Annotated in this window: 20 protein-coding genes; 16 read left to right on the plus strand and 4 right to left on the minus strand. The window is 68.2% G+C overall.

What is annotated here, in order from left to right; translation table 11 throughout:
• Positions 1-60: 60 nt before the first annotated feature.
• The 9 genes from fucP (at position 61) to AC07NF_RS06745 (ending at position 7643) form a co-directional block, all read left to right on the plus strand.
• Complete coding sequence (gene fucP, locus AC07NF_RS06705; protein ID WP_494627928.1) at positions 61-1362, plus strand: L-fucose:H+ symporter permease; 1302 nt, start codon at positions 61-63, stop codon at positions 1360-1362.
• Positions 1363-1364: 2 nt separating this feature from the next.
• On the plus strand, positions 1365-2378 hold the full coding sequence (locus tag AC07NF_RS06710) for a zinc-binding alcohol dehydrogenase family protein (protein ID WP_494627926.1): 1014 nt from the start codon (positions 1365-1367) through the stop codon (positions 2376-2378).
• Positions 2372-3184, plus strand: coding sequence for an amidohydrolase family protein (locus tag AC07NF_RS06715; protein ID WP_494627924.1), 813 nt, complete (start codon positions 2372-2374; stop codon positions 3182-3184). Before AC07NF_RS06710 ends, AC07NF_RS06715 begins: the two co-directional genes overlap by 7 nt.
• 6 nt (positions 3185-3190) lie before the next feature.
• The gene (locus AC07NF_RS06720) at positions 3191-3958 is read left to right on the plus strand and encodes an IclR family transcriptional regulator (protein ID WP_492810497.1); all 768 of its coding nucleotides are present in this window, start codon (positions 3191-3193) and stop codon (positions 3956-3958) included.
• 100 nt (positions 3959-4058) lie between these two features.
• Positions 4059-5066: an aldo/keto reductase gene (locus AC07NF_RS06725; RefSeq protein ID WP_494627922.1), complete on the plus strand. Its 1008-nt coding sequence runs from the start codon at positions 4059-4061 to the stop codon at positions 5064-5066.
• Positions 5063-5356: a UxaA family hydrolase gene (locus AC07NF_RS06730; protein WP_494627920.1), complete on the plus strand. Its 294-nt coding sequence runs from the start codon at positions 5063-5065 to the stop codon at positions 5354-5356. The genes AC07NF_RS06725 and AC07NF_RS06730 overlap by 4 nt, the downstream gene beginning before the upstream one ends.
• Positions 5353-6558, plus strand: a complete 1206-nt coding sequence (locus tag AC07NF_RS06735) for a UxaA family hydrolase (RefSeq protein ID WP_494627918.1) — start codon at positions 5353-5355, stop codon at positions 6556-6558. Before AC07NF_RS06730 ends, AC07NF_RS06735 begins: the two co-directional genes overlap by 4 nt.
• A 10-nt stretch (positions 6559-6568) precedes the next feature.
• A complete protein-coding gene (locus tag AC07NF_RS06740; RefSeq protein WP_492810502.1) occupies positions 6569-7297 on the plus strand; it encodes an SDR family oxidoreductase in 729 nt (242 codons plus the stop codon).
• Position 7298: 1 nt separating this feature from the next.
• Positions 7299-7643 (plus strand): L-rhamnose mutarotase, encoded by a 345-nt coding sequence (locus AC07NF_RS06745; RefSeq protein WP_494627916.1) that lies wholly within the window; start codon positions 7299-7301, stop codon positions 7641-7643.
• Here AC07NF_RS06745 and AC07NF_RS06750 read toward each other — a convergent pair.
• Positions 7640-10738 (minus strand): TonB-dependent receptor, encoded by a 3099-nt coding sequence (locus AC07NF_RS06750; protein ID WP_494627914.1) that lies wholly within the window; start codon positions 10736-10738, stop codon positions 7640-7642. The genes AC07NF_RS06745 and AC07NF_RS06750 overlap by 4 nt on opposite strands.
• A complete protein-coding gene (locus AC07NF_RS06755; RefSeq protein WP_494627912.1) occupies positions 10735-10950 on the minus strand; it encodes a hypothetical protein in 216 nt (71 codons plus the stop codon). Before AC07NF_RS06755 ends, AC07NF_RS06750 begins: the two co-directional genes overlap by 4 nt.
• 370 nt (positions 10951-11320) lie before the next feature.
• Between AC07NF_RS06755 and AC07NF_RS06760 the strand changes: the two genes are divergently transcribed.
• Genes AC07NF_RS06760 through AC07NF_RS06780 form a run of 5 tightly spaced genes read left to right on the plus strand, consistent with a single transcriptional unit; the run spans position 11321 to position 19884 of the window.
• On the plus strand, positions 11321-12187 hold the full coding sequence (locus tag AC07NF_RS06760) for a rhamnogalacturonan acetylesterase (RefSeq protein ID WP_494627910.1): 867 nt from the start codon (positions 11321-11323) through the stop codon (positions 12185-12187).
• Positions 12188-12194: 7 nt separating this feature from the next.
• The gene (locus AC07NF_RS06765) at positions 12195-14537 is read left to right on the plus strand and encodes a glycoside hydrolase family 95 protein (RefSeq protein ID WP_494627908.1); all 2343 of its coding nucleotides are present in this window, start codon (positions 12195-12197) and stop codon (positions 14535-14537) included.
• Positions 14534-15493: a pectinesterase family protein gene (locus AC07NF_RS06770; protein ID WP_494627906.1), complete on the plus strand. Its 960-nt coding sequence runs from the start codon at positions 14534-14536 to the stop codon at positions 15491-15493. The genes AC07NF_RS06765 and AC07NF_RS06770 overlap by 4 nt, the downstream gene beginning before the upstream one ends.
• Before the next feature lie 13 nt (positions 15494-15506).
• Positions 15507-18626 (plus strand): sugar-binding domain-containing protein, encoded by a 3120-nt coding sequence (locus AC07NF_RS06775; protein ID WP_494627904.1) that lies wholly within the window; start codon positions 15507-15509, stop codon positions 18624-18626.
• A gap of 28 nt (positions 18627-18654) precedes the next feature.
• Entirely contained in the window at positions 18655-19884 is a 1230-nt protein-coding gene (locus AC07NF_RS06780) for a pectate lyase family protein (protein WP_494627902.1), read from the plus strand.
• Here AC07NF_RS06780 and AC07NF_RS06785 read toward each other — a convergent pair.
• A complete protein-coding gene (locus tag AC07NF_RS06785; protein ID WP_494627900.1) occupies positions 19881-20237 on the minus strand; it encodes a nuclear transport factor 2 family protein in 357 nt (118 codons plus the stop codon). The two genes, AC07NF_RS06780 and AC07NF_RS06785, sit on opposite strands and share 4 nt — an antisense overlap.
• Before the next feature lie 151 nt (positions 20238-20388).
• Between AC07NF_RS06785 and AC07NF_RS06790 the strand changes: the two genes are divergently transcribed.
• Together AC07NF_RS06790 and AC07NF_RS06795 are read left to right on the plus strand one after the other, a co-directional pair.
• Positions 20389-22029 (plus strand): NAD(P)/FAD-dependent oxidoreductase, encoded by a 1641-nt coding sequence (locus AC07NF_RS06790; RefSeq protein WP_494627898.1) that lies wholly within the window; start codon positions 20389-20391, stop codon positions 22027-22029.
• Positions 22030-22064: 35 nt separating this feature from the next.
• On the plus strand, positions 22065-22715 hold the full coding sequence (locus AC07NF_RS06795; protein ID WP_494627896.1) for an NIPSNAP family protein: 651 nt from the start codon (positions 22065-22067) through the stop codon (positions 22713-22715).
• Here the strand turns inward: AC07NF_RS06795 and AC07NF_RS06800 are convergent.
• Complete coding sequence (locus AC07NF_RS06800) at positions 22712-23782, minus strand: alkene reductase (protein WP_494627894.1); 1071 nt, start codon at positions 23780-23782, stop codon at positions 22712-22714. The two genes, AC07NF_RS06795 and AC07NF_RS06800, sit on opposite strands and share 4 nt — an antisense overlap.
• Between the last annotated feature and the right edge of the window lie 52 nt (positions 23783-23834).

Below are 23834 nucleotides of genomic sequence, written 5' to 3' on the forward strand. Positions count from 1 at the left end.
TCATATATGATGTCCATTGCTCCAGGCGCTCGACCAAAAGAGGCGCCGGAGGAAACATCCATGTCTCAAGGCTCGAGCCCACGTACGGGCTGGGCGCCGTTGGTGCTGATCGTCGCCCTGTTCTTCCTGTGGGGCGTCGCGAACAACCTCAACGACGTCCTGATTCCCCACCTGAAGAAGGCCTTCTTCCTGACCGACCTGCAGTCGGGTCTGGTGCAGTCGGCGTTCTATCTGGGCTACTTCTTCCTGGCCCTGCCGGCGGGCCTCCTGATGCGTCGCTATGGCTACAAGGCCGCGGTGATCGTGGGCCTGGTGTTGTTTGGGGCAGGGGCCTTGCTGTTCTGGCCGGCCGCCGAGCTGCGCCGCTACGAGTTCTTCCTCAGCGCCCTGTTCGTGATCGCGTCGGGCCTGGCGTTCCTGGAGACCTCGGCCAATCCGCTGATCACCGTGCTGGGCGACCCGGCCAAGGCCGAGCAGCGCCTGAACCTGGCCCAGGCCTTCAACCCGCTGGGCGCCATCACCGCCGTGGTCGTGGGCCGCCAATTCATCCTGTCGGGTGTCGAGCCGACCAAGGCCGAGTTCGCCGCCATGAGCCCAGCCCAGCTGTCGGCGTTCCAGGCGGCCGAGGCCAAGTCGACCCAACTGCCATACCTGATCATCGCCGGCGTCGTGATCCTGTGGGTGGTGCTGGTGGCGATCACCAAGTTCCCGCCCCACGCCAGCCGCCCGACCGAGGCGGACCAGCACGAGGAGCGCGTCGACAAGCCGATCCTGGGCCTGTTCTCGCGTCCGCGTTTCCTGTTCGGCGTGGCGGCCCAGTTCTTCTATGTCGGCGCTCAGGTGGGCGTGTGGAGCTACATGATCCGCTACGCCCAGGACCAGGTCCCGGGCATGGGCGAGAAGACCGCCGCGGCCTATCTGTCCTGGTCGCTGGTCGGCTTCATGGCCGGGCGCTTCGCCGGCACGGCGCTGATGAGCAAGGTCGATCCTTCGCGGCTGATGGCGGTGTTCGCGGCGGCCAATGTCGGCCTGACCTTGGTCGCGGTCGTGCTGGGTGGACACCTGGGCCTGCTGGCCCTGGCTTCGACCAGCTTCTTCATGTCGATCATGTTCCCGACCATCTTCGCCAGCTCCATCAAGGGGCTGGGGCCGCTGACCAAGACCGGCTCGTCGTTCCTGGTGATGAGCATCATCGGCGGCGCGGTGCTGACGGCCGTGATGGGGGCGATCTCGGACGCCAGCGCTATCCACTTCGCGATCCTGGTGCCGTGCGTCTGCTTCGCGGTCGTTGGTCTCTTCGGCCTGACCGCCAAGCGGCGCGAGGTCACCGCCCACGACGCCGTGCTGGCCGGAGGTCACTGAGGATGATGGATGTGCTGGTCTGCGCCGCGCCGGGTGAGCTCAAGCTCGAGCAACGGCCCGCGCCGACGCCCGGTCCTGAGGAGGTGCTGCTGCGCGTACGCCGGGTTGGTATCTGCGGCACCGACATGCACATCTATCGCGGCACGCAGCCGTATCTCAGCTATCCGCGCGTGATGGGGCACGAGCTGTCGGGCGAGGTCGTCTCGGCGCCGGACGACAGCGACCTCGCGCAGGGCGACCACGCCTATGTCATGCCCTACCTGTCTTGCGGGACGTGCGCGGCCTGCGCCAAGGGCAAGTCGAACTGCTGCATGAACATCCGTGTGCTGGGCGTGCACATGGATGGCGGGCTTTGCGAGTACCTGGCCGTGCCGGCCGGCTTCGTGCGCAAGGTCGAGGGCGTCTCCTTGGACGAGGCCGCCATGGTCGAGTTCCTGGCCATCGGCGCCCATGCCGTTCGCCGCGCCCGGATCGAGCCTGGCCAGTCGGTGCTGGTGGTCGGGGCGGGGCCGATCGGCATCGCCGCGACCCTGTTTGCCAAGCTGGCCGGCGCGCGCGTTACGGTGCTGGACGCGCGCGCTGATCGGCTGGTGTTCTGCCATCAACACCTCGGCGCTGACCGCGTGGTGGGTCTCTCGGATGGCACGCCGGCGTTGCTGTCTGACATGACCGGCGGCGTGTTCTTCGACGTGGTGTTCGACGCCACCGGCAGCGCTGCGGCCATGCAGCAGGGCTTTAGCTATGTCGGCCACGGCGGGACCTATGTGCTGATCTCGGTCGTGGCGGCCGATATCACCTTCTCCGACCCGGAGTTCCATAAGCGCGAGATGTCGCTGCTAGCCAGCCGCAACGCTACGCTGGAGGACTTCGATCATGTGCTGGCGGCGATCTGCGCGGGGCAGGTGCCGACGAAAGAACTCAATACACACAGTACCTTGCTGAAAGATCTTCCAGCAGCCTTGCCGGGCTGGATGGAACCCTCGGCGGGCGTCATCAAGGCCATTGTCGCGTGCTGATCGACGCTCACTGCCATGTTTGGCGCATTGGCGAGAATGACCACGAATGGCCGACGCCGGACCTGCCGGCGATCCATCGTGACTTTGATCTCAAAGATCTGAAGCAAGATTCTAATTTTAATGATCTTTCTGGCGCCGTACTCGTGCAATCGCAGCCGAGTGAACGCGACACGGTATGGCTGCTGAGCCTGGCGGCGGTCGACCCGTTGGCACTGGGTGTCGTGGGCTGGACGGACCTCGCCGCGCCCGACGCGCCGGAGCGGATTACGGCCCTGGCGCGAGACTCGTGGCTGAAGGGTTTGCGGCCGATGCTGCAGGACCTGGCCAGCGACTGGATCCTCGACCCGAAGCTCGCGCCCGCCATTGAGGCCATGATCGCGGCCGGTCTTTCATTCGATGCCTTGATCAAGCCGCGCCACCTGCCGGCCATGCTGGACCTAGTCCGTCGCTGGCCGGAGCTGCGCGTTGTCATCGATCACGGCGCCAAGCCCGAGATCGTGGCCGGGCGCCTGGATCCCTGGCGCGAGCAGATGGCGGCGCTCGCCGAGCAACCCGGCGTCCATTGCAAGCTCTCAGGCCTGCTGACCGAAGCCGGCGACACACCGACCGCCGAGGTCGTCGCGCCCTATGCCGCCCACCTGATCGAGGTCTTCGGACCCGACCGCCTGATGTGGGGCAGCGACTGGCCGGTGCTGAACCTGGCCGGCGACTATCCGTCCTGGCGCGCCCTATGCGAAGCCTGGGTCTCGCCAGCGCACCAACCGGCGCTATTCGGCGAGACGGCGCGGCGATTCTATCGCTTATAGGAAGACATGTCCGACGTGCCCGCCAAGAAGCGAGAATACCGCGCGCCCGCCCTGGAGAAGGGCCTCGACGTGCTGGAACTGCTGGCCGCCCATCGCGGCGGCCTGACCCTGGCCCAGATCTCCAACGCCCTGGACCGCTCGTCCAGCGAGCTGTTCCGCATGGTCCAGGTGCTGGAGGCGCGCGGTTATGTCGGTCGCGCCGCCGACGAGGATGGCCTCGTCCTGACCAACAAGCTGTTCGCCCTGGGCATGACCCGTGCGCCCGCCAAGGACCTGCTGGAGGCCGCCCTGCCGGTCATGCGCGCGGTCGCCCAGAAGGTCGGCCAGTCGTGCCACCTGGCCGTGGCCAGCGGCGACCAGATGGTCGTTGTCGCCCGCATCGAGGCGCCGGGCGACCAGGGCTTCTCGGTCCGAGTCGGCTATCGCCGGCCGATCGTGGAGGCGACCTCGGGCCTGGTGCTCTACGCCTTCCAGCCGGACGGCATCCGCGCGCGCTGGGACGAGACGCTGAAGGGCGGGACCTCGGCCGCGACCTGGAAGGCCTTCCAGGCCAGCGCCGCCCAGGCTCGCAGCGACGGCCATGTCCGCGCCGACAGTTATGTCACCAAGGCCGTGGTCGACCTGTCGGTGCCCATCCATGGCCCGGACGGCGTGGCGGCGGCCCTGACCTGTCCTTATGTCGATACGCCGTCCGCCGTGCCGATGGCCGACACTGTCGCGGCCCTGCAGAAGGCCGCCGCCGAGATCACCAGCGAAATTCGGCCGACGGCCTAGGTGGGCGAGGTTTTCGGGCGGCCGTCGATTGACTTGCCGCGCCCGGAATGGAATTTTATCAGCAAGATCGATTTTATAAATAAACGGGATGGAAGCGCGGATGATGGACGACGCACAGCGGTCGGAAACCTTGGCGCGCCTGCCGCGCCTGGGGTTCGGCGGCGCGGCCGTCGGCAATCTCTACGCGCCCGTCTCGGACGCTGACGCGCATGCGGTGATCGACGCCGCCCTGGCCGCCGGTATCGGCTATTTCGACACTGCCCCGCACTACGGCTTCGGCCTCAGCGAGACGCGCCTGGGCGAGGTTCTGGGCGGCCGGGATGTGATGATCTCGACCAAGGTCGGCCGCCGCCTGGAGCCGATCCAGACGACCGAGCGCGAGCGCCACGGCTTCGTCGACGCCGCGCCGTTCGAGCCGGTGTTCGACTACACCCGCGACGGCGTCCTGAGGTCGTTCGAGGACAGCTTGCGCCGCCTGAAGCGCGATTGGGTCGATGTCCTGCTGGCCCACGACCTAGGTCGCGCAACCCATGGCGACGCCCATGCCCGCCACATGCGCGACTTCCTCGAAGGCGGCTACCAGGCCATGCGCGCGCTGAAGGACAGCGGCGCAGTCGGCGCGATCGGCCTGGGCGTCAACGAGCAGGCGGTGTGCGAGGAGGTCCTGGACCACGCCGATGTCGACGTCTTCCTGCTGGCCGGCCGCTACACGCTGCTGGAACAGACGGCGCTGGAGCACTTCCTGCCGCGCTGCGTGGCGCGGGGTGTCGGTGTCATCGTTGGCGGACCGTTCAACTCCGGCGCCCTGGTCGAGACGAGTGGGACGCTGCACTACAACTACGAGGCCGCGCCCCACGAGATCGTCGAGCGGGTGGAGCGCCTGCGCCGGGTCTGCGCCGCGCACGGCGCGCCGCTGGCCGCGGCGGCGCTGCAGTTCCCGCTGGCCCATCCGGCGGTGCTGAGCGTCATTCCGGGCATGTCGACGCCGGATCAGGTCGTCGACGCAACACGCTGGCTGGACATGACTATTCCGGACGCGCTCTGGTCCGATCTGAGAGGCGAGGGCTTGATCCGCACCGACGCCCCCGCCACGCGAGCCGCCGCATGAAGCCGATCCTGCTGCATCCCGACGACAACGTCCTGGTGCTGGCCGAACCGATCGTGGCCGGCCAGACGATCGAGATCGACGGCGTCGAGCAGGTCGCGCCCGGCGCTGTCGCGGTCGGCCACAAGATCGCGCGGCGTGCGCTAGTCGCTGGCGAAAAGATCCTGAAATACGGCGCGCCGATCGGCTCGATGACCGCCGCAGCGGCGGCCGGCGAGCACGTCCACATGCACAACATGAAGAGCGACTACATCGCCAGTCACACCCGGCTGGCCACGGGTGAGAGCCAATGAGCATCCAGGGCTACCTGCGCGCCGACGGCCGCAAGGGCATCCGCAACGTCGTGACCGTGGCCTATCTGGTCGAGTGCGCCCACCACGTGGCCCGCACGATCGTGACCAAGAGCGACGACCCGGACGTCCACCTGATCGGCTTTCCGGGTTGCTATCCAAACGCTTACGCCCTGAAGGTCATGCAGGCGATCGGAACCCATCCCAACATCGGCGGGGTGCTGCTGATCTCGCTGGGCTGCGAGAGTTTCAACCGCGAGGCCCTGCGCGCGGCCATCGCCGCCAGCGGCCGCCCCGTGGAGACCCTGGTCATCCAGGAGAACGGCGGCACCGCCGAGACCGTCCGCAAAGGCGTCGAAGCCGTGGCTCGGCTGAAGGCCATCGCTGACCAGACGGCACGCGTTCCGATGGACGTCTCCGAACTGGTCATCGGCACCATCTGCGGTGGCTCGGACGGCACCAGCGGCATCACCGCCAACCCCGCCGTTGGCCGGGCCTTCGACCGTCTGGGCGCGGCCGGGGCGGCCTGCGTGTTCGAGGAGACCGGCGAGCTGGTCGGCTGCGAGAAGATCATGGCCGACCGGGCCATCACGCCCGAACTGGGCGCCGAGCTGGAAGCCAGCGTCCGCAAGGCCGAGGCCTACTACACGGTCATGGGCTATGGCAGCTTCGCGCCCGGCAATGCGGAGGGCGGGCTGACGACCCAGGAAGAGAAATCGATGGGGGCCTATTCCAAGTCCGGCTCGGCCCCGATCGTCGGCATCCTCAAGCCCGGCGACCTGCCGCCCTCAGGCGGGCTCTACCTGCTGGACGTGGTGCCCGACGGCGAGGTGCGGTTCGGTTTCCCCAACATCTCGGACAATGCCGAGATCGTCGAGCTGATCGCCTGCGGGGCCCACCTGACCCTGTTCACCACGGGCCGTGGCTCGGTCGTCGGCTCGGCCGTTTCGCCGGTGATCAAGGTCTGCGCCAACCCCGAGACCTACCGCAAGCTGACGGGCGATATGGACGTCGACGCCGGCCGGATCATGGAAGGTCGCGGCACGCTGGACGAGGTCGGCGACGAGATCTTCGACCTCGTTTTGGCTGTGGCCGGTGGCGAGCGGACGGTGTCCGAGGCGCTGGGCCACCAGGAATTCATCCTCACCTACAAGGCCTTCGACCCGATCGGTCCGGCCTGCCTGCCGCTGCGGCGCGCGAGTTAAGGGGCGTATCATGGGACGACTGACCGGAAAGACCGCGCTGGTAACGGCGGCGGCGCAGGGCATCGGCAAGGCCAGCGCCGAGCTGTTCGCCCGCGAAGGCGCACGGGTGATCGCGACAGATCTCAACGAAGAGCTTCTGGCCAAGGTCGAGGGCTGTGAAGGCCGCCGCCTGGACGTGCTGGACCTGGACGCCATCAACGCCCTGGCCGCCGAGCTGGGCGCGATCGACGTGCTGTTCAACTGCGCTGGCTATGTCCATGCCGGTACGATCCTGGACTGCGACGAGAAGGCCTGGGCGTTCTCGAACGACATCAACGTCACGGCCCAGTACCGCACCATCCGCGCCTTCCTGCCGGCCATGTTGGCGGCGGGCAAGGGCTCGATCGTCAACATGGCCTCGGTGGCCAGCTCGATCAAAGGCGTGCCCAACCGCTTTGCCTACGGGGCCACCAAAGCGGCTGTGATCGGCCTGACCAAGGCCGTGGCGGCCGACTTCGTGGGGCAGGGCGTGCGTTGCAACGCCATCTGCCCGGGCACGGTCGACACGCCGTCTCTGAACCAGCGCCTGGCAGACACCGGCGACTACGAAGCCGCCCACAAGGCCTTCACCGCCCGCCAGCCCATGGGCCGCCTCGGCAAGGCCGAGGAGCTTGCGCAACTGGCCCTGTACCTGGCCAGCGACGAGTCGAGTTTTACCACCGGCCAGATCCACATCATCGACGGCGGCTGGATCAACTGACATGCGCCAGTGCCTGGCCCTCGACCTCAAGGACGACCTGGCGCTGATCGAACGTTACAAGGCCTGGCACGCCGCCGGCGCCGTACCCGCTGCCGTGACCGCCTCGATCCGCGCGGCCGATATCCGAGACATGCAGATCTGGCGGCTGGGAACGCGGCTTTTCATGATCATGGAGACCGGCCCGGCGTTCTCGGCGCAGGCCAAGGCCACCGCCGACATGGCGTCGGAAGACGTCCAGGCCTGGGAGCGCCTGATGTGGGAATTCCAGCAGCCGCTGCCCGGCGCCGCCGATGGCGAGAAGTGGCTGGCGATGCGCCAGATCTTCGCCCTCGACGACCAGCCCTAACGGTATCGGTAGCGTAGCCCAAGTCGGAAATCCCGGCCCGTACGGTGCTGGTAGTTCGGAATGCGGCTGCGGTCGATGAACTGGCGCTGCACGGCGTCGGTCAGGTTCGCCAGGTCGGCCGCCAGGGTCAGCTGCGGCGAGATCTTGTAGCGCAGCGAAACATCCACCGTGGTCAGGGCGTCGAAGCCCTCGGCGTCGCCGCCGGTCACGGCCGGAACCGCGCCCAGGTAACGACCGCGATGGCTGACACCGGCCCGGGCGTCCAGGCGGCGGCCGTCATAGTTCAGCGCCAGATTGCCCACGAAGCGCGGCCCGCCCAGTGAGTCCTGGATCGTCTCCATCGCGCCGTTCGGCATCCGGTAGAGCACCTTGGAGCGCGTATAGGCCAGCGAGCCCTGCAGCCGCCAACGGGCCAGGGGCGAGCCCGGCGCGCCCAGCGGCGTCACGCCCGAGACCTCGATCCCGCTCAGTCGACCCTTGCCGGTATTGGCCGGTCGCACGAACTGCCAGATCGGCAGGGCGGGATCGCAACCCGGTGTGCTGCCGCAGGCCTGCGCCGCGACACTGTCGGGCAGGCCGTACGGATTGGTCGAGAACGGCGCTGGCGGGCTGTAGGTCTGCTGGATGATCGAGGCGATCGCCTTGTGATAGGCCGAAACCGTCACCGCGCCGCCGTTCGGCGCGTACCATTCCGCGCCCAGGTCGAGCGTTGTGGCGCGGGTGGGCGTCAGGTTCGGATCGCCGGCGGAGATGCTCTTGAGGCTGGGCGTCGAGATGGTGAAGCCGGGGCGCAGGCTGCGCAGGTCCGGACGCACCATGACTCGCGCCGCGCCCATCCGCACGGTCAGGTCGTCGGCCGGCTCCCAGACAAGGTTGGCCGACGGCAGCAGGTCGACATAGCTGCGCTTGGCGCGGACCGGCTTCAGCGTTCCGTCGGCCTGGACCTGCGAACCGCGCGCGTCCTGCGCCGTTCGCGCCAGGCGCAGGCCGACATCGCCCCACAGTCGGCCATCGTTCTGGCGGGGGCGCGAGAGCAGGACGTAGGCCGCGTCGTCGCGCTCGCCGATCGCGTAGTTGGTGGCCGCGGCGGGTTCGGGTCCCAGGTGGAAGGCGTCGCAGCCGGCCTGGGCGCAGGCCTGGCGCAGCAGAGCCAGGCCCCGGAAGATGTCCGGCGCCAGCCACTGGCTGGGCGGGTTCACCGCGCCGAACGAGGCGCCAGCGCCGACCATGCGCGCATAGTCACCGATCGGCACGCCGGCCAAGGCGGCCGGGATCAGGCCGTTCAGATTGGCGGTCGTGCCATCGGATCGCGACAGGCTGACGGCCTGTGTCCGGTAATCCTTGTGCAGCACGCCCGCGCGCCATTCCAGGCCGCGCGCCGCGCCTTTCAGGTCCAGGCCCGCGGTCTTGTAGCTGTTGTCGACCCAGTTGGGATCGTCGCGGACCTCCGACAGCGTCCAGGCCGAGGGCTTGTCCAACACCGCGTCCCCGTAGCCGATGTACGGGCGCGAGGCGTCGCGGAAGTCGTAGACGAAGCCGTCCACGCCGTACTGGTCCATGTGCAGGGTGTTCTGCACGGGGTTGCTGAAGTCCGAGCGCGAGAAGCCCAGCAAAGCGGTGGCCTCGATCCCATTGGCCAGCTGGTGGGTCGCCGACAGAGTGGCCTGGCGGAAGATAGTGTCGAGCTCGTCGTAGCGGGACTCGGACTTCACATCGACGCCGTCGAAGACACCGGCCAGCAGGACGTCGGGGCCCTTGCCGGTGCGGATCACCGGATCGATCGCGGTCACCGCGTTCAGCCCACAGATCGGCGCCGCCGTCGGACCGCAGGGGCCGGCAGTGCGGAAGGTGAAGCTCTCCAGCAGGTATTCGTGCCGTCGGGCGCGCAGGCTGGCGTACAGCAAATCCAGCGAGACGCGGGTGCGGTCCGAGGGGCGCCAGTCCAGAGCGCCGGTCAGGCCCAGGCGCGACTGGTCGGCGGTCATCAGCTCCAGGCGCGGGATGCGAGCGTGTAGGGCGGCGTTGACCTGATCCAGGCTGGCGCCGCCTCGGGTTCCGCCGAAGCCGGGATACAGCGCATCGCCCGTCTGCCAGCCGCCGGCCGTGGTCCCGGCGTCGACGGCGTAGCGGCGCGAATAGGCGGCCGAGACCAGCACGCCCAGCCGGTCGTCGGCCAGGCGTCGCGACACCACAATCGAGCCACGCGGCGCCAGACGGTCAGCGCGGCTGTTCCAGCTCTGCTCGCCGTACAGCAAGACGCTCTTGTCACGCAGGTCGAAGGCCGAGCGGGTGCGGATGTCGACTGTCGCCCCCAGCGAGCCTTCGTCGATGTCGGCGGTGGCGGTCTTCTGCACCTTGATCTGCCGGAAGAGGTCGGCGGCGAAGACGTTGTAGTCGAACGCCCGGCCGCGATTGGTGCCGCCGCCGACATTGGCGCCGCCGAAGGTCGCCAGGGTCTCCATGCCGTTGATGCGCACGCGGGTGAAGCGGCTGGCCGTGCCGCGCAGGGCGATCTGACGGGTCTCGCCGCCGTCGCTAACCGCCGCCGCGCCGGGCAATTCCCGCAGGGCGTCGCCAAGGCTGATCGCGCCGGAGCGGGCGATCTCGTCCTCGGTCAGGATGTCGACGGGCGAGGGCGTACGGCGCTTGAGGTAGGCCGGCAGGTCGGCATTGGCGATGGCCGTGACGCTGACCGGCGCGACCTCGGCGGGCGGCTCGTCATCGAACCGGTGCGGAACGGATGGGAGCGGGAGAGGGCGCTTGGTCGGTCGGATAGCCTGTGGCGCGGCGATGATCGTGACTACCCCGTCGGCGCCGATCACGAAGGTCAGTCGCGATCCTACCAGCAGGGTCGAGAGGGCCGTGGGCAGCGACAGGTTTCCGTGGAGGGCTGGCGCCTGTCGGCCGGCGACGAGGGCGGCGGGCGCCAAGACGACGACGCCGGTGCGCTCGGATACCGCCAGCAGGGCGCGGGCCAGGGGCTGGGCGGGTTGGTCGAAGGCATAGGCGGTCGGACTAGGCGCGGCCAGGGTCGGAACGGCGGCCAGGAGCGCGGTCAGAGCCGTCGCCAGTCCAAGCGTCTGGGGCGTTCTCATAGGGTGCGCGCAAGCGCGTGGGCGGCCCGATTACGCCAAACCACACACTCAACGATTCGACGCTTCGGCCGCTCCGCCCCGGACACCGCCACTCCCCGATTGTTCTCGGTATCCTTGTTGACGGCGACGATGCGGGGGATCGTCGCGCCGATCAATGGCTTGTCGGACAATTGCGGCCAATCCCGAACTTTTTTGTGCGGATCGGCGGGCATGAAACGTTGTTGAAATCTAGTTTCGCGAGGGCAAGGAAAGTTCCGATATTTCTACAAGTTACCGGTAACTTTCCGCTTTTTCCAGTTCTCTGGGCATGCTTATCTCCATGACACCGGTGACAGAGATCCGGTGAGAACGGCCCCTGGATGGCCGCCAGTTGGGGAGGGAATGATGACCACGCTATCGCGCGCGCCGCGCCGTTCGGCCATCCGCGATTCCCTCTCCGCCCATCCCGAAATCACCGCCTCCAGCGTCCCGGGCCGACAGCGTTTTGTCGGCCGGACCTAGGCGTTCGAGACCACCTCCTCCCGAGGTGCCAACTGGGGCGGCGTCGGTCCCCGACGCCGCTCATCTTCTTCGGAGTAACCCATGCGTTTGAAGGCCCTGACCCTGGCCGCCGTCCTGGCGCTGACGCCGCTGGTCGTGCAGGCCCAGGCGGCCGACGTCGCGCCGCCGAAGTTCAAGGCCATCAAGATCGTGCTGGTCGGGGACTCCACCAGCGCCGTGCAGGGCGGCTGGGGTCCCAGCTTCTGCGGCTGGCACGTGACCTCGTTCGCCGCTTGCATCAACCTGGCGCGCGGCGGCCGCTCCAGCGGCAACTATCGCGCCGAGGGCTCGTGGGCCCTGGCCATGGACGAGATCAAGTCGGGCGGCTTCACCGACACCTATGTGCTGATCCAGTTCGGCCACAACGACCAGCCGGGCAAGCCCGGTCGCTCGACGGACCTGGCGACCGAGTTTCCGGTCAACATGAAGCGCTATGTCGACGAGGTGCGGGCGGCCGGCGGCAAGCCGATCCTGGTCACGCCGCTGACCCGTCGCTCGTTCAAGGACGGCAAGCTGTTGGACGATCTTGGCCCGTGGGCCGACGCGGTCCGCAAGGTCGCGGCCGAGACCAACACGCCCGTGGTCGATCTGCACGCTCGCAGCCAGGCCGCCGTCCAGGCCATGGGACCGGTTGAGGCCATGAAGTTCGCCCAGCGTCCGCCCTCAACCGAGGTGCTTGAGGCGGCGACCAAGACCGGCACGACCATCGCCGCCAACACCGGCGTTCCGGTCGCTCCGGGCGCGCCGCCCGTGGCCCAGAACAACGCTGCGGTCGAGCCAATGGGCCAAGCCAAGCTTTCGTTCGACTACACCCACCTGGGCGTCGTGGGCGCTGACTATTTCTCGGCTATCGTCACCGACGAGCTGTCGAAATCCGTGCCGGCCCTGCGCCGCTACCTGATCCAGTAGGCCTTCGATGACCCTGACCCGCCGCTCTACGCTCGCCGTCCTGGGCGCCGCCTCGGCCCTGACCGCCGCGCCCGCCCGCGCCCAGGCCAAGGCGGGACCGCTGCGCCTTTGGTACCGCCAGCCCGCCAAGGAATGGGTCGAGGCCTTGCCGGTCGGCTCGGGCAAGCTGGGGGCGATGATCTTCGGCGGCGTCGCGGCCGAGCGGTTGCAGCTGAACGAGGACACCCTGTGGGCCGGCGGGCCCTACGAGCCGATCAATCCGGAGGCCAACGGGGCGTTGCCGGAGATCCGCAAGCTCATCAATGCGGGCGAATACGCCAAGGCCACCGAACTGGCCGACGCCAAGTTCATGGGCCTGCCCAAGCGGCAGATGTCGTACCAGACGATCGGCGACCTGAAGCTGGACTTCCCAGGCCTGGGCGACGCGGGCAGCGACTATGTCCGCGACCTCGATATTGATGGCGCCATCGCCACAACCAGCTTCACGGCCGGCGGCGTGCGTTACATCCGCGAAGTGATCGGCAGCGCCCCGGACGGCGTGATCGCCGTGCGTCTGACGGCGAGCAAGAAGGGCGCGATCAGCGTCGATCTAAGCTTTGCCAGCCCGCTGAAGTCCAAGCCGGTCTCGTCGGTCGAGGGCGCGCAGCTGGTCCTGGCCGGAATCAACGAACCCTCGCAAGGCATCGACGCCAAGCTGAAGTTCGAGTGCCGCGTCGACGTGCGCGCCAAGGGCGGCAAGATCAGCGGGCAGGGTGGTGTCCTGTCGGTGAAGGGCGCCGACGAGGTGCTGCTGCTGATCGCGGCGGCCACCAGCTATCGCCGTTATGACGATGTCTCGGGCGACCCGACGGCGCTGAATAAGGCGACCCTGGGCAAGCTGGCGACCAAGCCGTGGGCCAAGATGCTGGCCGAGCACCAGGCCGATCACCGGGGCCTGTTCCGCCGCGTCGGCGTCGACTTCGGCCGCACTCGCGCCGACCTGCTGCCCACCGATGAGCGCATCAAGCAGTCGCCCACCACCGACGACCCGTCCCTGGCGGCGCTGTATTACCAGTACGGTCGTTACCTGCTTATCGCCTGTTCGCGTCCGGGCAGCCAGCCGGCCAACCTGCAGGGCATCTGGAACGACAAGACCTTCGCGCCGTGGGGCGGCAAATATACGATCAACATCAACACCGAGATGAACTACTGGCCGGCCGAGCCGACCAGCCTGCCGGAACTGGTCGAGCCGCTGATCGCGCTGGTGAAGGACATCTCCGAGACCGGCGCGCGGATGGCCAAGGCCATGTACGGCGCGCGGGGTTGGGTCACGCACCACAACACCGACTTGTGGCGGGCCACCGCGCCGATCGACGGCGCCAAGTTCGGCGTCTGGCCGACCGGCGGCGCCTGGCTCTGCAAGCACGTCTACGACCACTACGACTACAACCGCGACAAGGCCTATCTGGAGCGGGTCTATCCGCTAATGAAGGGCTCGGCGCGGTTCTTCCTCGACACCCTGGTGGTCGATCCCAAGTTCGGGGTTCTGGTCACCAACCCGTCGATCTCGCCGGAGAACAACCACGGCCATGGCTCGTCGATCGTGGCCGGCCCGACCATGGACCAGGCCATCGTCCGCGACCTGTTCGACAACTGCCTGAAGGCCGAAGCCATCCTGGGCGCGGACGAGGCCTTCGTCGCCGAGCTGAAGGCGGCGCGTGACAAGCTGGCCCCGTATAAGATCGGCAAGGACGGCCAGCTGCAGGAGTGGCAGGAGGACTGGGACGCCGACGCCAGCGACATCCACCACCGCCACGTCTCGCACCTGTACGGCCTGTTCCCGTCGGACCAGATCTCGGTCGATGCGACGCCCAAGCTGGCGGCGGCGGCCAAGACGACCCTGGTCACGCGCGGGGATCTCTCGACCGGCTGGGCCATCGCTTGGCGCCTAAACCTGTGGTCGCGGTTGGGCGAGGGCGACCATGCCCACGGCATCCTGAAGCTGCTGCTTGGGCCCGAGCGCACCTATCCCAACATGTTCGACGCCCACCCGCCGTTCCAGATCGACGGCAATTTCGGCGGGACCTCGGGCATGACCGAGATGGTCCTGCAGAGCCGCAACGACCGTATCTACCTGCTACCGGCCCTGCCGTCGGCCTGGCCGACGGGCCACATCACCGGCCTGCGGGCGCGGGGCGCGGTCGGGGTCGATGTCCGCTGGGCGGGTGGGAAGCTCTCCGAGGCGGTGCTGACCGCCAAGGCCGACGGCGAGCACTCCGTGGTCCATGCCGGCTCGACGCTGAAGGTCGCGCTGAAGAAGGGCCAGAGCGCGCGTCTCGTCGTGCGCAACGGCGCCCTGGTGCGCGCATGATCGGCAAGCGTCTGTTCCTGGGCCTGCTGCTGGCCACCGCGCTGAGCAACGTCGCTTTCGCCGAGACCCTGCGGGTCGGTCCCAAGGCCGCCTACAAGACCCTGACCGCCGCCGTGGACGCTCTGCCGGCCGATGGCGGTACGATCGAGCTTCAGCCCGGCGAGTACCGGGAGAAGGTGACGATCGCCAAGCCGAACGTCCGCCTGGTCGGCAAGGGCGTCAAACCCCAGGACGTGGTCATCGTCTGGAGCGACGGCGCCCGCACCGCCGGCGGCACCTTCAAGTCGTTCACGATGAACGTCACGGGCGATGGCTTCAAAGCCAAGAACCTGACGATCCAGAACGACTACCACCTGAAGGACCCGCAGCCGTCCCAGGCCGTGGCCCTGGCCATCACCGCCGACCGCGCCGTGCTGGAGAAGGTGCGCCTGCTCGGCGCCCAGGACACGCTGTACGCCGCCTCCAAGAAGGACAAGCCCAGCCGGCAGTACTTCAAGGACTGCTATGTTGAGGGCCATGTCGACTTCATCTTCGGCGACGCCAAGGCGTTCTTCGACCGCTGCCACATCCACGGCATCGCCCACCAGAGCGTGATGATCACGGCCCAGAGCAAGGTGCGGCCCGACCAGGACAGCGCCTATGTCTTCGACCGCACCCTGATCACCGCCGACAAGGACGCCCAGGGCATCTTCTTCGGCCGCGCCTGGCGGCCGCTGGCCACGGTGATCTTCATGCGCTCGCGCATCGAGGCGCCGCTCGACCCTGCCGGCTGGCGCGAGTGGACGCCGGGCAAGACCGACACCCTGAACACCGCCTATTTCGCCGAGTACGCCTCGACCGGTCCGGGCGCGAGCCCCAAGACCCGCGAGCCGCGCACCCATCAACTGACCGACGACCAGGCCAAGGCCTGGGACCGCCGCAAATTCCTGGCCGGCCCCGACGGCTGGAACCCCTAAGCACGAGTATCCCATGCGTCTCGATCGCCGCAGCTTCCTGACCACCAGCCTGGGCGTCGCCGCCGCTACGGGCCTGACCCCGACGGCCGGCTTTGCCGCCGAGCCGTCCCTGGCCATTCCGGACGACGGCTGGCGGCTCTGGATCGACCAGGGCGCGGCCTGGAAGGACGACGTCATCCACCTGCCGGGGACGTTCGAGCTGTCCAAGCTGCCGGTGAACCCGCCGACCGGCGGCTGGGGCGCGCTGGCCTCGGGCGAGGCGATCACCGTCCAGCTGCCGACCACGGTCGAGCAGCACTTCTGGGGCGCGTTCGGCACGCGGCCCTATGGCGCCGACGAGTACCGCTACGCCGAGGACGACGATGTCCCCAAGTACGGCGCCTACAAGGGCGTGTCGTGGTGGAGCCGGTCCATCGACATCCCGGCCTCGGCCAAGGGCCAGCGGGTGTTCCTGAACATCCGTGGGGCGCGGATGCGGGCCGAAGTGTTCCTGAACGAACAGCTGGTCGGCTATTCGATCATGTCGGAGCTGCCGATCCACTGCGATCTCTCCGAGGCGATGAAGCCCGGCGAGGCCAACCGCCTGTCGATCCGCATCACCAATCCGGGCGGTCGTTTCGACTGGCGCGACTCCACGACCATGATGTGGGGCAAGTTGAAGTTTTTCGCCTCGCACGGGTTTGGCGGCATCGATCGCGGCCTGACCCTGAGCGTCCACCCGCGCGCCGCGCGGATCGACGACGCCTGGGTGCTGAACACGCCGAACGCGCGCCAGGTCACTGGCTTCATGGAGGTCGTGCTCGACAAGCCACTGCCTAAGGCCGGTCTGGACAAGTTGAAGAGCAAGGCCGCCGTCGAGCTCACGGACGACAAGGGCGCGCCGGTCGCGGCCGCCGTCACGGTCGAGGCCGTCGAGGCGGTCGACGAACACCGCCTGCGGGTTCGCTTCACGGTCTCGGCGCCGAGCGCCCAGATCTGGGACCTGAAGACACCTGTCCTGCACCGTCTGCGTTTCCGCTGGACCGAAGCCAAGGGCGCGGTCGATACGCGCGAGGTCCGGTTCGGCTTCCGCTGGTTCGGCGTCGACGGCGTCGGAACCGACGCGCTGTTGCGCCTGAACGGCCGCCGTGTGCGGCTCTATTCGGCGATCTCGTGGGGCTATTGGGGCTTCAACGGCCTGTGGCCGACGCCCGAGCTGGCCAAGCGCGAGGTGACCTCGGCGCACGCCCTGGGCCTCAACGCGTTGCACTTCCACCGCAATGTCGGCAAGCCCGAGGTCTTCGACGCGATGGACGAGATGGGTCTGTTGCGGGTCATGGAGCCCGGCGGTGGCCGCCATGCCATCGGCCGTGACCTCAAGCCCGGCGAGAGGCTGTCCGAAGCCGACACCTTCAGCCGCGATTTCCTGCTGGAGAAGTGCAAGACCATGGTCCGCGCGTTCCGCTCGCGGCCGTCGCTGGTGCAGTACACCCTGCAGAACGAGATCGGCGCGAACCTGGCCAATCCCGACGTGCAGATCGTGCTGAAGGCCATGCACGACCTGGATCCCAGCCGGGCGGTCATTCTGAACGACGGCTTCGTCAAGCGCGGCGCGGCCCAGGCCATGTACCTGCCGTACAACGACCACTACTACCGCTCGGACGTCGAGCAATGGGGCGGCTGGTGGGTCGAGCACCAGGGCGCGGGCGACCAGTGGTACGACCGCTTCTACAAGTCCAAGGACGACTACATCCACATGCAGAAGGGTAAGCCCTTCATCGTCGAGTTCGGCGAGATGCAGGGATGCGCCACGGCCGACAACCATGAGGCCATGGTCGTCGAGATCCTGGCCAAGGGCGGCAAGAGCTACGATCTGCAGGACCACAAGGACATCGTCGCGGCGACCAACAGCTATATCGAGCGTTGGGGCTTCAAGTCGGCGTTCCCGACCAGCGAGACGCTGTGGCTGTCGGTCGGGCGCAAGGTCTATGAGAGCTGGCGCAACTACCTGGAGAACATCCGCCTGGGCGAGACGGTCGACGTGGCGGCGATCTCGGGATGGGAGACCACCTCGATCGAGAACCATTCGGGCATCGTCGACGCGTTGCGTGGCTTCAAGGCCGATCCGACCCTGATGAGCCAGGCCCTGCGGCCGGTCATGGCGATCGCCAGGCCCCGCGCCCTGGCCTATGCGGCCGGCGAGACCGCCGAGCTGGACATCTGGTTCTTCAACGACAGCGGCCAGGCCGCGACCGGCGAGGTCGTGCTGAGCCTGGTGGGTGAGGGCGGCGCGGTCCAGGAACTGGGCCGCTGGCCGGTCCCGGCCCAGACGCCGGACCAGCTGAGCTATCTGCTGGCCGAAAGCTTCCGCACGCCGGCCCTGACCCGCGCGGGGCTGAACACCCTGCGCGTGGCGTTCGGGGACGTGGTCTCTGACCGCGAGATCTGGGTGACGGCCGCCGCGGCCAAGCCTGCCAAGCCGATCAAGCTGGGCGTTTCGGGCATCGCCAAGAGCCTGCGCGAGCAACTCACGGCCCTGCCGAACGTCGTGGTCGAGGACTTCAAGCCGGGCGTGCGTTACGCCGGCATCGTCGCTTCGGGCCTGAAGACCGACGAGATCATCCGCCGCCAGGTCGGCGAACAGACCGGTCTCGAGGCTCAGCCAAAGAAGGGCGAGAAGCCGGTTGTGGTCCTGGGCGAGTTGCCGCCCGAAGTGCTGGCCGCCGCTAAGACGGGCACGCCGCTGCTGGCCATGGTGCAAGAGGACGGCCTGGCCGACGGCGTCGCCAAGCAGCTCCAGGGCCTGGGTCTCTTCAGCTACGCGGGCCAGGTCGGTGGCCTGCGGGCGCCGTGGATGGGCAACTGGAACTTTGTCCGGGCGCACTCGACCTTCGCCGGTCTGCCGGCCGACATGGCCATGAGCGTGCTGCATCAGGTCGAGGGCCAACCGTCGAACGGCCTCGTCATCGACGGCGACGGTATCGAGGTCATCGCCGCCTACAGCCGCGACCACGATCGCAAGAACGGCGCGGCCAGCTTCACGGTCCGCAAGGACAAGGCCCGCGTGCTGGTCCACCGCCTGCCGGACATGGTCAAGCCGCTGCAGCAGCGCTGGCTGGCCAATGCGGTCAGCTGGCTGGCGACCGGCGCCTAAGAGAACAAGAACAGAGGGAGGGGTTTCGATGATCACCCGACGCGACACGCTGCTGGCCGCCGCTCTGGCGGCGACGCCAGGCCTGGTCCTGGCCGCGCCGCGCAAGGCGCCGTTCGAGCGCCTGGGCTGGGCCGGCAAGACGCCCGGCGGCGACGGCGGCAAGGTCATCCGGGTCAAGACCCTGGCCGGCGGCGGTCCGGGCTCGCTGCGCGAAGCCATCGCCGCCAAGGGACCGCGCACGATCGTCTTCGACGTCGGCGGGGTGATCGATCTGGCCCGCCATAGCATCAAGGTCACCGAGCCCTTCCTGACCATCGCCGGCGAGACCGCGCCGTCTCCGGGCATCACCCTGATCAAGGGCAGCCTGGCCATCGAGAGCCACGACGTCATCGTCCGGCACATCCGCGTGCGCGCCGGCCGCGACGGCGAGGCCAGCAAGAGCGGCTGGGAAGTTGACGGCATCACCTGCTGGAAGGCCTACGACGTCATCGTCGACCACTGCTCGACCAGCTGGGCCACTGACGAGAACCTGTCGGCCTCGGGCCCGCGCTTCACCGGCGGCGAGGATCCGGCCAAGTGGCGCGACGGGACCTCGCACCGGATCACCTTCAGCAACAACATCGTCGCCGAGGGCCTGTCGAACGCCAGCCACGTGAAGGGCGAGCACTCCAAGGGCAGCCTGATCCACGACAACGCCTACGACGTGCTGATCGCCCGCAACCTCTATGCCCACAACCGCGAGCGCAACCAGCTGTTCAAGGGCGGGGTCGAGGCCGTGACGGTCAACAACTTCGTCTACGACCCTGGCACGCGCTGCATGCACTACGCCCTGAACGCCAGTGAGTGGGTCGGTCACCAGTGGCGCGTCGGCCAGCTGGCCATCGCCGGCAATGTCGTGAAGGGCGGAGCCTCGACGCGGCCGGACCTGCCGTTCCTGATCGTTGAGGGGCAGGGGGATCTGGAGCTCTACGCCTTCGACAATCCGGCCCACTATGCCGACGGGACCGAGATGCCGCCGGTGCGGATCCTCAACACCGACCCGTTCCCCAAGATCAAGCACCTGACCAAGCCGCCGTTCTGGCCGGAGGGGCTGAAGCTGATGCCCTCCAGCCAGGTCGAGGCCCATGTGCTGGCCAATGCCGGCGCCCGGCCCTGGGACCGCGACGCCGTCGACCGCCGCATCGTCCGCGAGGTGAAGGCCGGGACGGGCAAGGTGATCGACGACGAAGCCGAAGTCGGCGGCTATCCGAAGGCCTAGGCCGGGACCTTGTCGAGGAAACCCGTCACCACGCTGAGACGACCGTTCTCGACGACGCCAAAATCCGTGCCCTCGATCAGGCTCTGGCCTTCCGGCCCCAGGGTCCACGAGAAGCGGACCTTGTCGCCGTAGCCGTCCGGCTTGCCCGAGAGGGCGAAGCGGAAGCCGGGGAACTGCTGGTGAACGCCGGCGATCAGGGCGTCGATCTGGGCGCGGCCTTCGCCGGCCATCATCGGGTCGACGTAGCGGGCGTCTTCGGTCCAGAGAGCGGCGATCAGGTCGGCCCGGCGCTCGGCGTCGGTCTCGTTCCAGCTGTCGACATAAAGTTGGGCGATCTGGGCGGCGTCGGTCATGGCGGGTCTCCGTTCGGAAGCGCCTGGCGTCTCCAGGCCCGCTCTTGATGCCCGCTCCAGTGCGGCCGCGCGATTACGCGGGAGGTAAAGGCGACGCCGCGACGTCTCGCCCGGATGGCGCGCGGGCGCGGTTCCGGCTAAGACGCGCGCCATGCTGCGTATTTCGGAATTGAAGCTGCCGCTCGGCCACCCGCCGGAGGCCATGGCGCCGGCCATTGTCGAGCGTCTCGGGATCGCGCCCGACGATCTGCTGAGCCACGTCGTCGCCCGCCGCGCCCACGACGCGCGCCGTAAGGCGGCGATCCTGATGATCTATTCGGTCGACGTGGAGTTGCGCGACGAGGCGGCCGTGCTGGAGCGCTTCAAGGGCGACCACCACGTGCGCGTCCGGCCCGACACCGACTACAAGTTCGTGGCCAAGGCGCCGGAGGGCTTCGACGGCCCGCGCCCGGTGGTCATTGGCGCCGGCCCCTGCGGCCTGTTCGCTGGTCTGATCCTGGCCCAGATGGGTCTGAAACCGATCATCGTCGATCGCGGCAAGGTCGTGCGCGAGCGCACCAAGGACACCTGGGGCCTGTGGCGCAAGAGCGAGTTGAACCCGGAGTCCAACGTCCAGTTCGGCGAGGGCGGGGCGGGGACCTTCTCGGACGGCAAGCTCTACAGCCAGATCAAGGATCCACGCTTCCTGGGCCGCAAGGTGCTGGAGGAGTTCGTCGCGGCCGGCGCGCCAGAAGAGATCCTGACCGAGGCCCACCCGCACATCGGCACCTTCCGTCTGGTGCACATGGTCGAGCAGATGCGGGCCCTGATCGAGAGCCTGGGCGGCGAGTACCGCTGGCAGCACAAGGTCGATGACTTCGACATCGAGGTCGAGGCCGACGGTTCGCGCCGGCTGAAGGGTCTGCGCATCGCCGGCCAGGACTACTTGCCGACCCGCCACGTGGTCATGGCGCTGGGGCACAGCGCCCGTGACACCTTCGAAGTCCTGTATGAGCGCGGCGTCCATATCGAGGCCAAGCCGTTCTCGATCGGCGTGCGGATCGAGCATCCGCAGTCGTGGATGGACAAGGCGCGCTTCGGGACCTGCGCCGGTCACCCCGACCTGGGCGCGGCGGACTACAGCCTGTCGCACCACTGCGCCAATGGCCGCACGGTCTACAGCTTCTGCATGTGCCCGGGCGGCACGGTGGTGGCGGCGACGTCCGAGCCGGGCCGGGTCGTGACCAACGGCATGAGCCAGTATTCGCGCAACGAGCGGAACGCCAATTCCGGCTTCGTGGTCGGCATCGATCCCGAGCGCGACTATCCGGGCCATCCGCTGGCCGGCATCGAGTTCCAGCGCAAGTGGGAGAGCCTGGCCTATGTGGCGGGCGGCTCGACCTACCAGGCGCCGGGCCAGAAGGTCGGCGACTTCATGGCCGGTAAGCCGTCCACCGAACTTGGCGAGGTTCAGCCGTCCTACAAGCCGGGTGTCACCCTGACGGACCTGTCGGCCTGCCTGCCGGACTTCGTGATCGAGGCCATGCGCGAGGCGCTGCCGGTGTTCGGCCGCCAGATCGCTGGTTACGACCATCCCGACGTCTTGCTGACCGGCGTCGAGACCCGGACCTCCTCGCCGATCCGCATCACGCGCGGCAAGGACTTCCAGAGCCTCAACACCGCCGGCCTGTTCCCAGCGGGCGAGGGCGCGGGCTATGCCGGCGGGATCCTCTCGGCCGCCGTTGACGGCATCAAGGTCGCCGAGGCGGTGGCGCAAGCTTACGTCGCCGAGGGGCTCATCGAGGCCTGCTGACAGGATCGGGCCTCACGCCTGATCTAAGCAGAGCCATGAACACCGTCCTCGAGCTCCGCCAGTACAAGATCGTCCCCGGCCGCCGCGACGACATGATCGATGTGTTCGAGCGCTGGTTCGTCGAGAGCCAGGAGGCCGAGGGCATGCGCCTTGTCGGCCAGTTTCGCGACCGGGACGATCCGAACCGCTTCACCTGGATCCGCAGCTTCGCGGATATGAAAGCTCGTGAGCGCGGGCTGAACGCCTTCTATTTCGGCCCGGTTTGGCAAGCGCATCGGGACGAGGCCAACCCGCTGCTGCTGGACAACGACAACGTCCTGCTGCTCAAGCCGCTGACCCCGGAGCTGGCCCTCGTCGATACAGACCGGCGCGAGCCGCCGGAACCGGCGAGCTCGGTCGTGGCGACCATCTTCTATCTCTGGAAGGATCCGGCCGACGGTTTCGGCCAGTTGTTTGCCGAGCGCCTCGCGGCGGCGAGCTTGCCGACGCTGGGCGTCTACGTGTCCGAAACAAGCGAAAACACCTTCCCGCGCTTGCTGGTGCGGCAGCACGAGAAGGTGCTCGTGTGGTTCTCGCGAACGGAAGACCGGGCCTGGCTGGAGACCGATCCCGATCTCACGGACGCCCAGGAGCGTCCGGCCCAGGTCTTGCGACTGGACCCGACGCCCCGGTCGCGGCTGCGCTAGGCGACTTCCGCCACCTGCTCCAGCGTCGGGTAGTCCGTGTAGCCTTCGGCGCCAGGGGCGTAGAAGGTGGCCGGGACCGGCGCGTTCAGCGGGGCGTTCTGCTGCAGGCGCTCCACCAGGTCCGGGTTGGCGATGTAGGCCTTGCCGAACATCACCGCGTCGGCCTTGCCGGCGTCGATCGCGGCGTTGGCCGTGGCCAGGTCGAACTTCTCGTTGGCGAGATAGACGCCCCCGAACGCGGCCTTCAGCGCCGGGCCCAGGCTGTCGGCGGCTTCATGCTCGCGGGTCGAGATGAAGGCGATCTTGCGCTCGCCCAGGACCTTGGCGACGTAGCCGAAGGTGGCCGGCAGGTCGCTGTCGCTGATGCCGTGGCTGTCGGCGCGCGGCGCCAGGTGGACGCCGACGCGACCGGCGCCGAACACCGAAACGACGGCGTCGGTCACTTCCAGCAGCAGGCGGGCGCGGTTCTCGATCGGGCCGCCGTACTGGTCGGTGCGCTGGTTGGAGCCGTCCTGCAGGAATTGGTCGAGCAGGTAGCCGTTGGCGCCGTGGATCTGCACGCCGTCGAAGCCGGCGTCCTTGGCGTTCTGGGCGCCTTGGCGGAAGGCCTCGACCACGCCGGCGACTTCCTCGGTCGTCAGGGCGCGCGGGGTCGGGTAGGGGCGCTCGGGGCGCAGCAGGCTGACATGGCCGCTGGCGGCGATGGCGCTGGGGGCGACCGGCAGCTCGCCGTTCAGGTGCTCGGGGTCGGAGATCCGGCCGACGTGCCAGATCTGCATGAAGATGCGGCCGCCCTTGTCGTGCACGGCTTTCGTCACCTGCTTCCAGGCCTCGGTCTGGCCCTGGGACCAGATGCCCGGGACGCCGGCATAGCCGACGCCTTGCGGCGTGACCGGCACGCCTTCGGTGATCAGCAGGCCCGCCGAGGCGCGCTGGCCGTAGTACTCGGCCATCAGGGCGTTGGGCGTGTGGGTCGAACCGGCCCGCAGGCGGGTCAGCGGCGCCATGACGACGCGGTTGGGAAGGGTCAGGTCGCCGACGCGCAGCGGGTCGAACAGGTTAGTCATCGCAGTATCCGTGAAAACGGGCGCCGACCCTCCGTCGGCGTCTGCGAAGCTA

It is taken from the genome of Caulobacter sp. GW821-FHT10A06 (genome assembly GCF_059415805.1).

Bases quoted from the DNA above. Each gene is read 5' to 3' on its own strand.
- fucP (WP_494627928.1), top strand. From the start codon at position 61: ATGTCTCAAGGCTCGAGCCCACGTACGGGCTGGGCGCCGTTGGTGCTG.
- AC07NF_RS06710 (WP_494627926.1), top strand. From the start codon at position 1,365: ATGATGGATGTGCTGGTCTGCGCCGCGCCGGGTGAGCTCAAGCTCGAG.
- AC07NF_RS06720 (WP_492810497.1), top strand. From the start codon at position 3,191: ATGTCCGACGTGCCCGCCAAGAAGCGAGAATACCGCGCGCCCGCCCTG.
- AC07NF_RS06725 (WP_494627922.1), top strand. From the start codon at position 4,059: ATGATGGACGACGCACAGCGGTCGGAAACCTTGGCGCGCCTGCCGCGC.
- AC07NF_RS06730 (WP_494627920.1), top strand. From the start codon at position 5,063: ATGAAGCCGATCCTGCTGCATCCCGACGACAACGTCCTGGTGCTGGCC.
- AC07NF_RS06735 (WP_494627918.1), top strand. From the start codon at position 5,353: ATGAGCATCCAGGGCTACCTGCGCGCCGACGGCCGCAAGGGCATCCGC.
- AC07NF_RS06740 (WP_492810502.1), top strand. From the start codon at position 6,569: ATGGGACGACTGACCGGAAAGACCGCGCTGGTAACGGCGGCGGCGCAG.
- AC07NF_RS06745 (WP_494627916.1), top strand. From the start codon at position 7,299: ATGCGCCAGTGCCTGGCCCTCGACCTCAAGGACGACCTGGCGCTGATC.
- AC07NF_RS06750 (WP_494627914.1), bottom strand. From the start codon at position 10,738: ATGAGAACGCCCCAGACGCTTGGACTGGCGACGGCTCTGACCGCGCTC.
- AC07NF_RS06755 (WP_494627912.1), bottom strand. From the start codon at position 10,950: ATGCCCGCCGATCCGCACAAAAAAGTTCGGGATTGGCCGCAATTGTCC.
- AC07NF_RS06760 (WP_494627910.1), top strand. From the start codon at position 11,321: ATGCGTTTGAAGGCCCTGACCCTGGCCGCCGTCCTGGCGCTGACGCCG.
- AC07NF_RS06765 (WP_494627908.1), top strand. From the start codon at position 12,195: ATGACCCTGACCCGCCGCTCTACGCTCGCCGTCCTGGGCGCCGCCTCG.
- AC07NF_RS06770 (WP_494627906.1), top strand. From the start codon at position 14,534: ATGATCGGCAAGCGTCTGTTCCTGGGCCTGCTGCTGGCCACCGCGCTG.
- AC07NF_RS06775 (WP_494627904.1), top strand. From the start codon at position 15,507: ATGCGTCTCGATCGCCGCAGCTTCCTGACCACCAGCCTGGGCGTCGCC.
- AC07NF_RS06780 (WP_494627902.1), top strand. From the start codon at position 18,655: ATGATCACCCGACGCGACACGCTGCTGGCCGCCGCTCTGGCGGCGACG.
- AC07NF_RS06785 (WP_494627900.1), bottom strand. From the start codon at position 20,237: ATGACCGACGCCGCCCAGATCGCCCAACTTTATGTCGACAGCTGGAAC.
- AC07NF_RS06790 (WP_494627898.1), top strand. From the start codon at position 20,389: ATGCTGCGTATTTCGGAATTGAAGCTGCCGCTCGGCCACCCGCCGGAG.
- AC07NF_RS06795 (WP_494627896.1), top strand. From the start codon at position 22,065: ATGAACACCGTCCTCGAGCTCCGCCAGTACAAGATCGTCCCCGGCCGC.
- AC07NF_RS06800 (WP_494627894.1), bottom strand. From the start codon at position 23,782: ATGACTAACCTGTTCGACCCGCTGCGCGTCGGCGACCTGACCCTTCCC.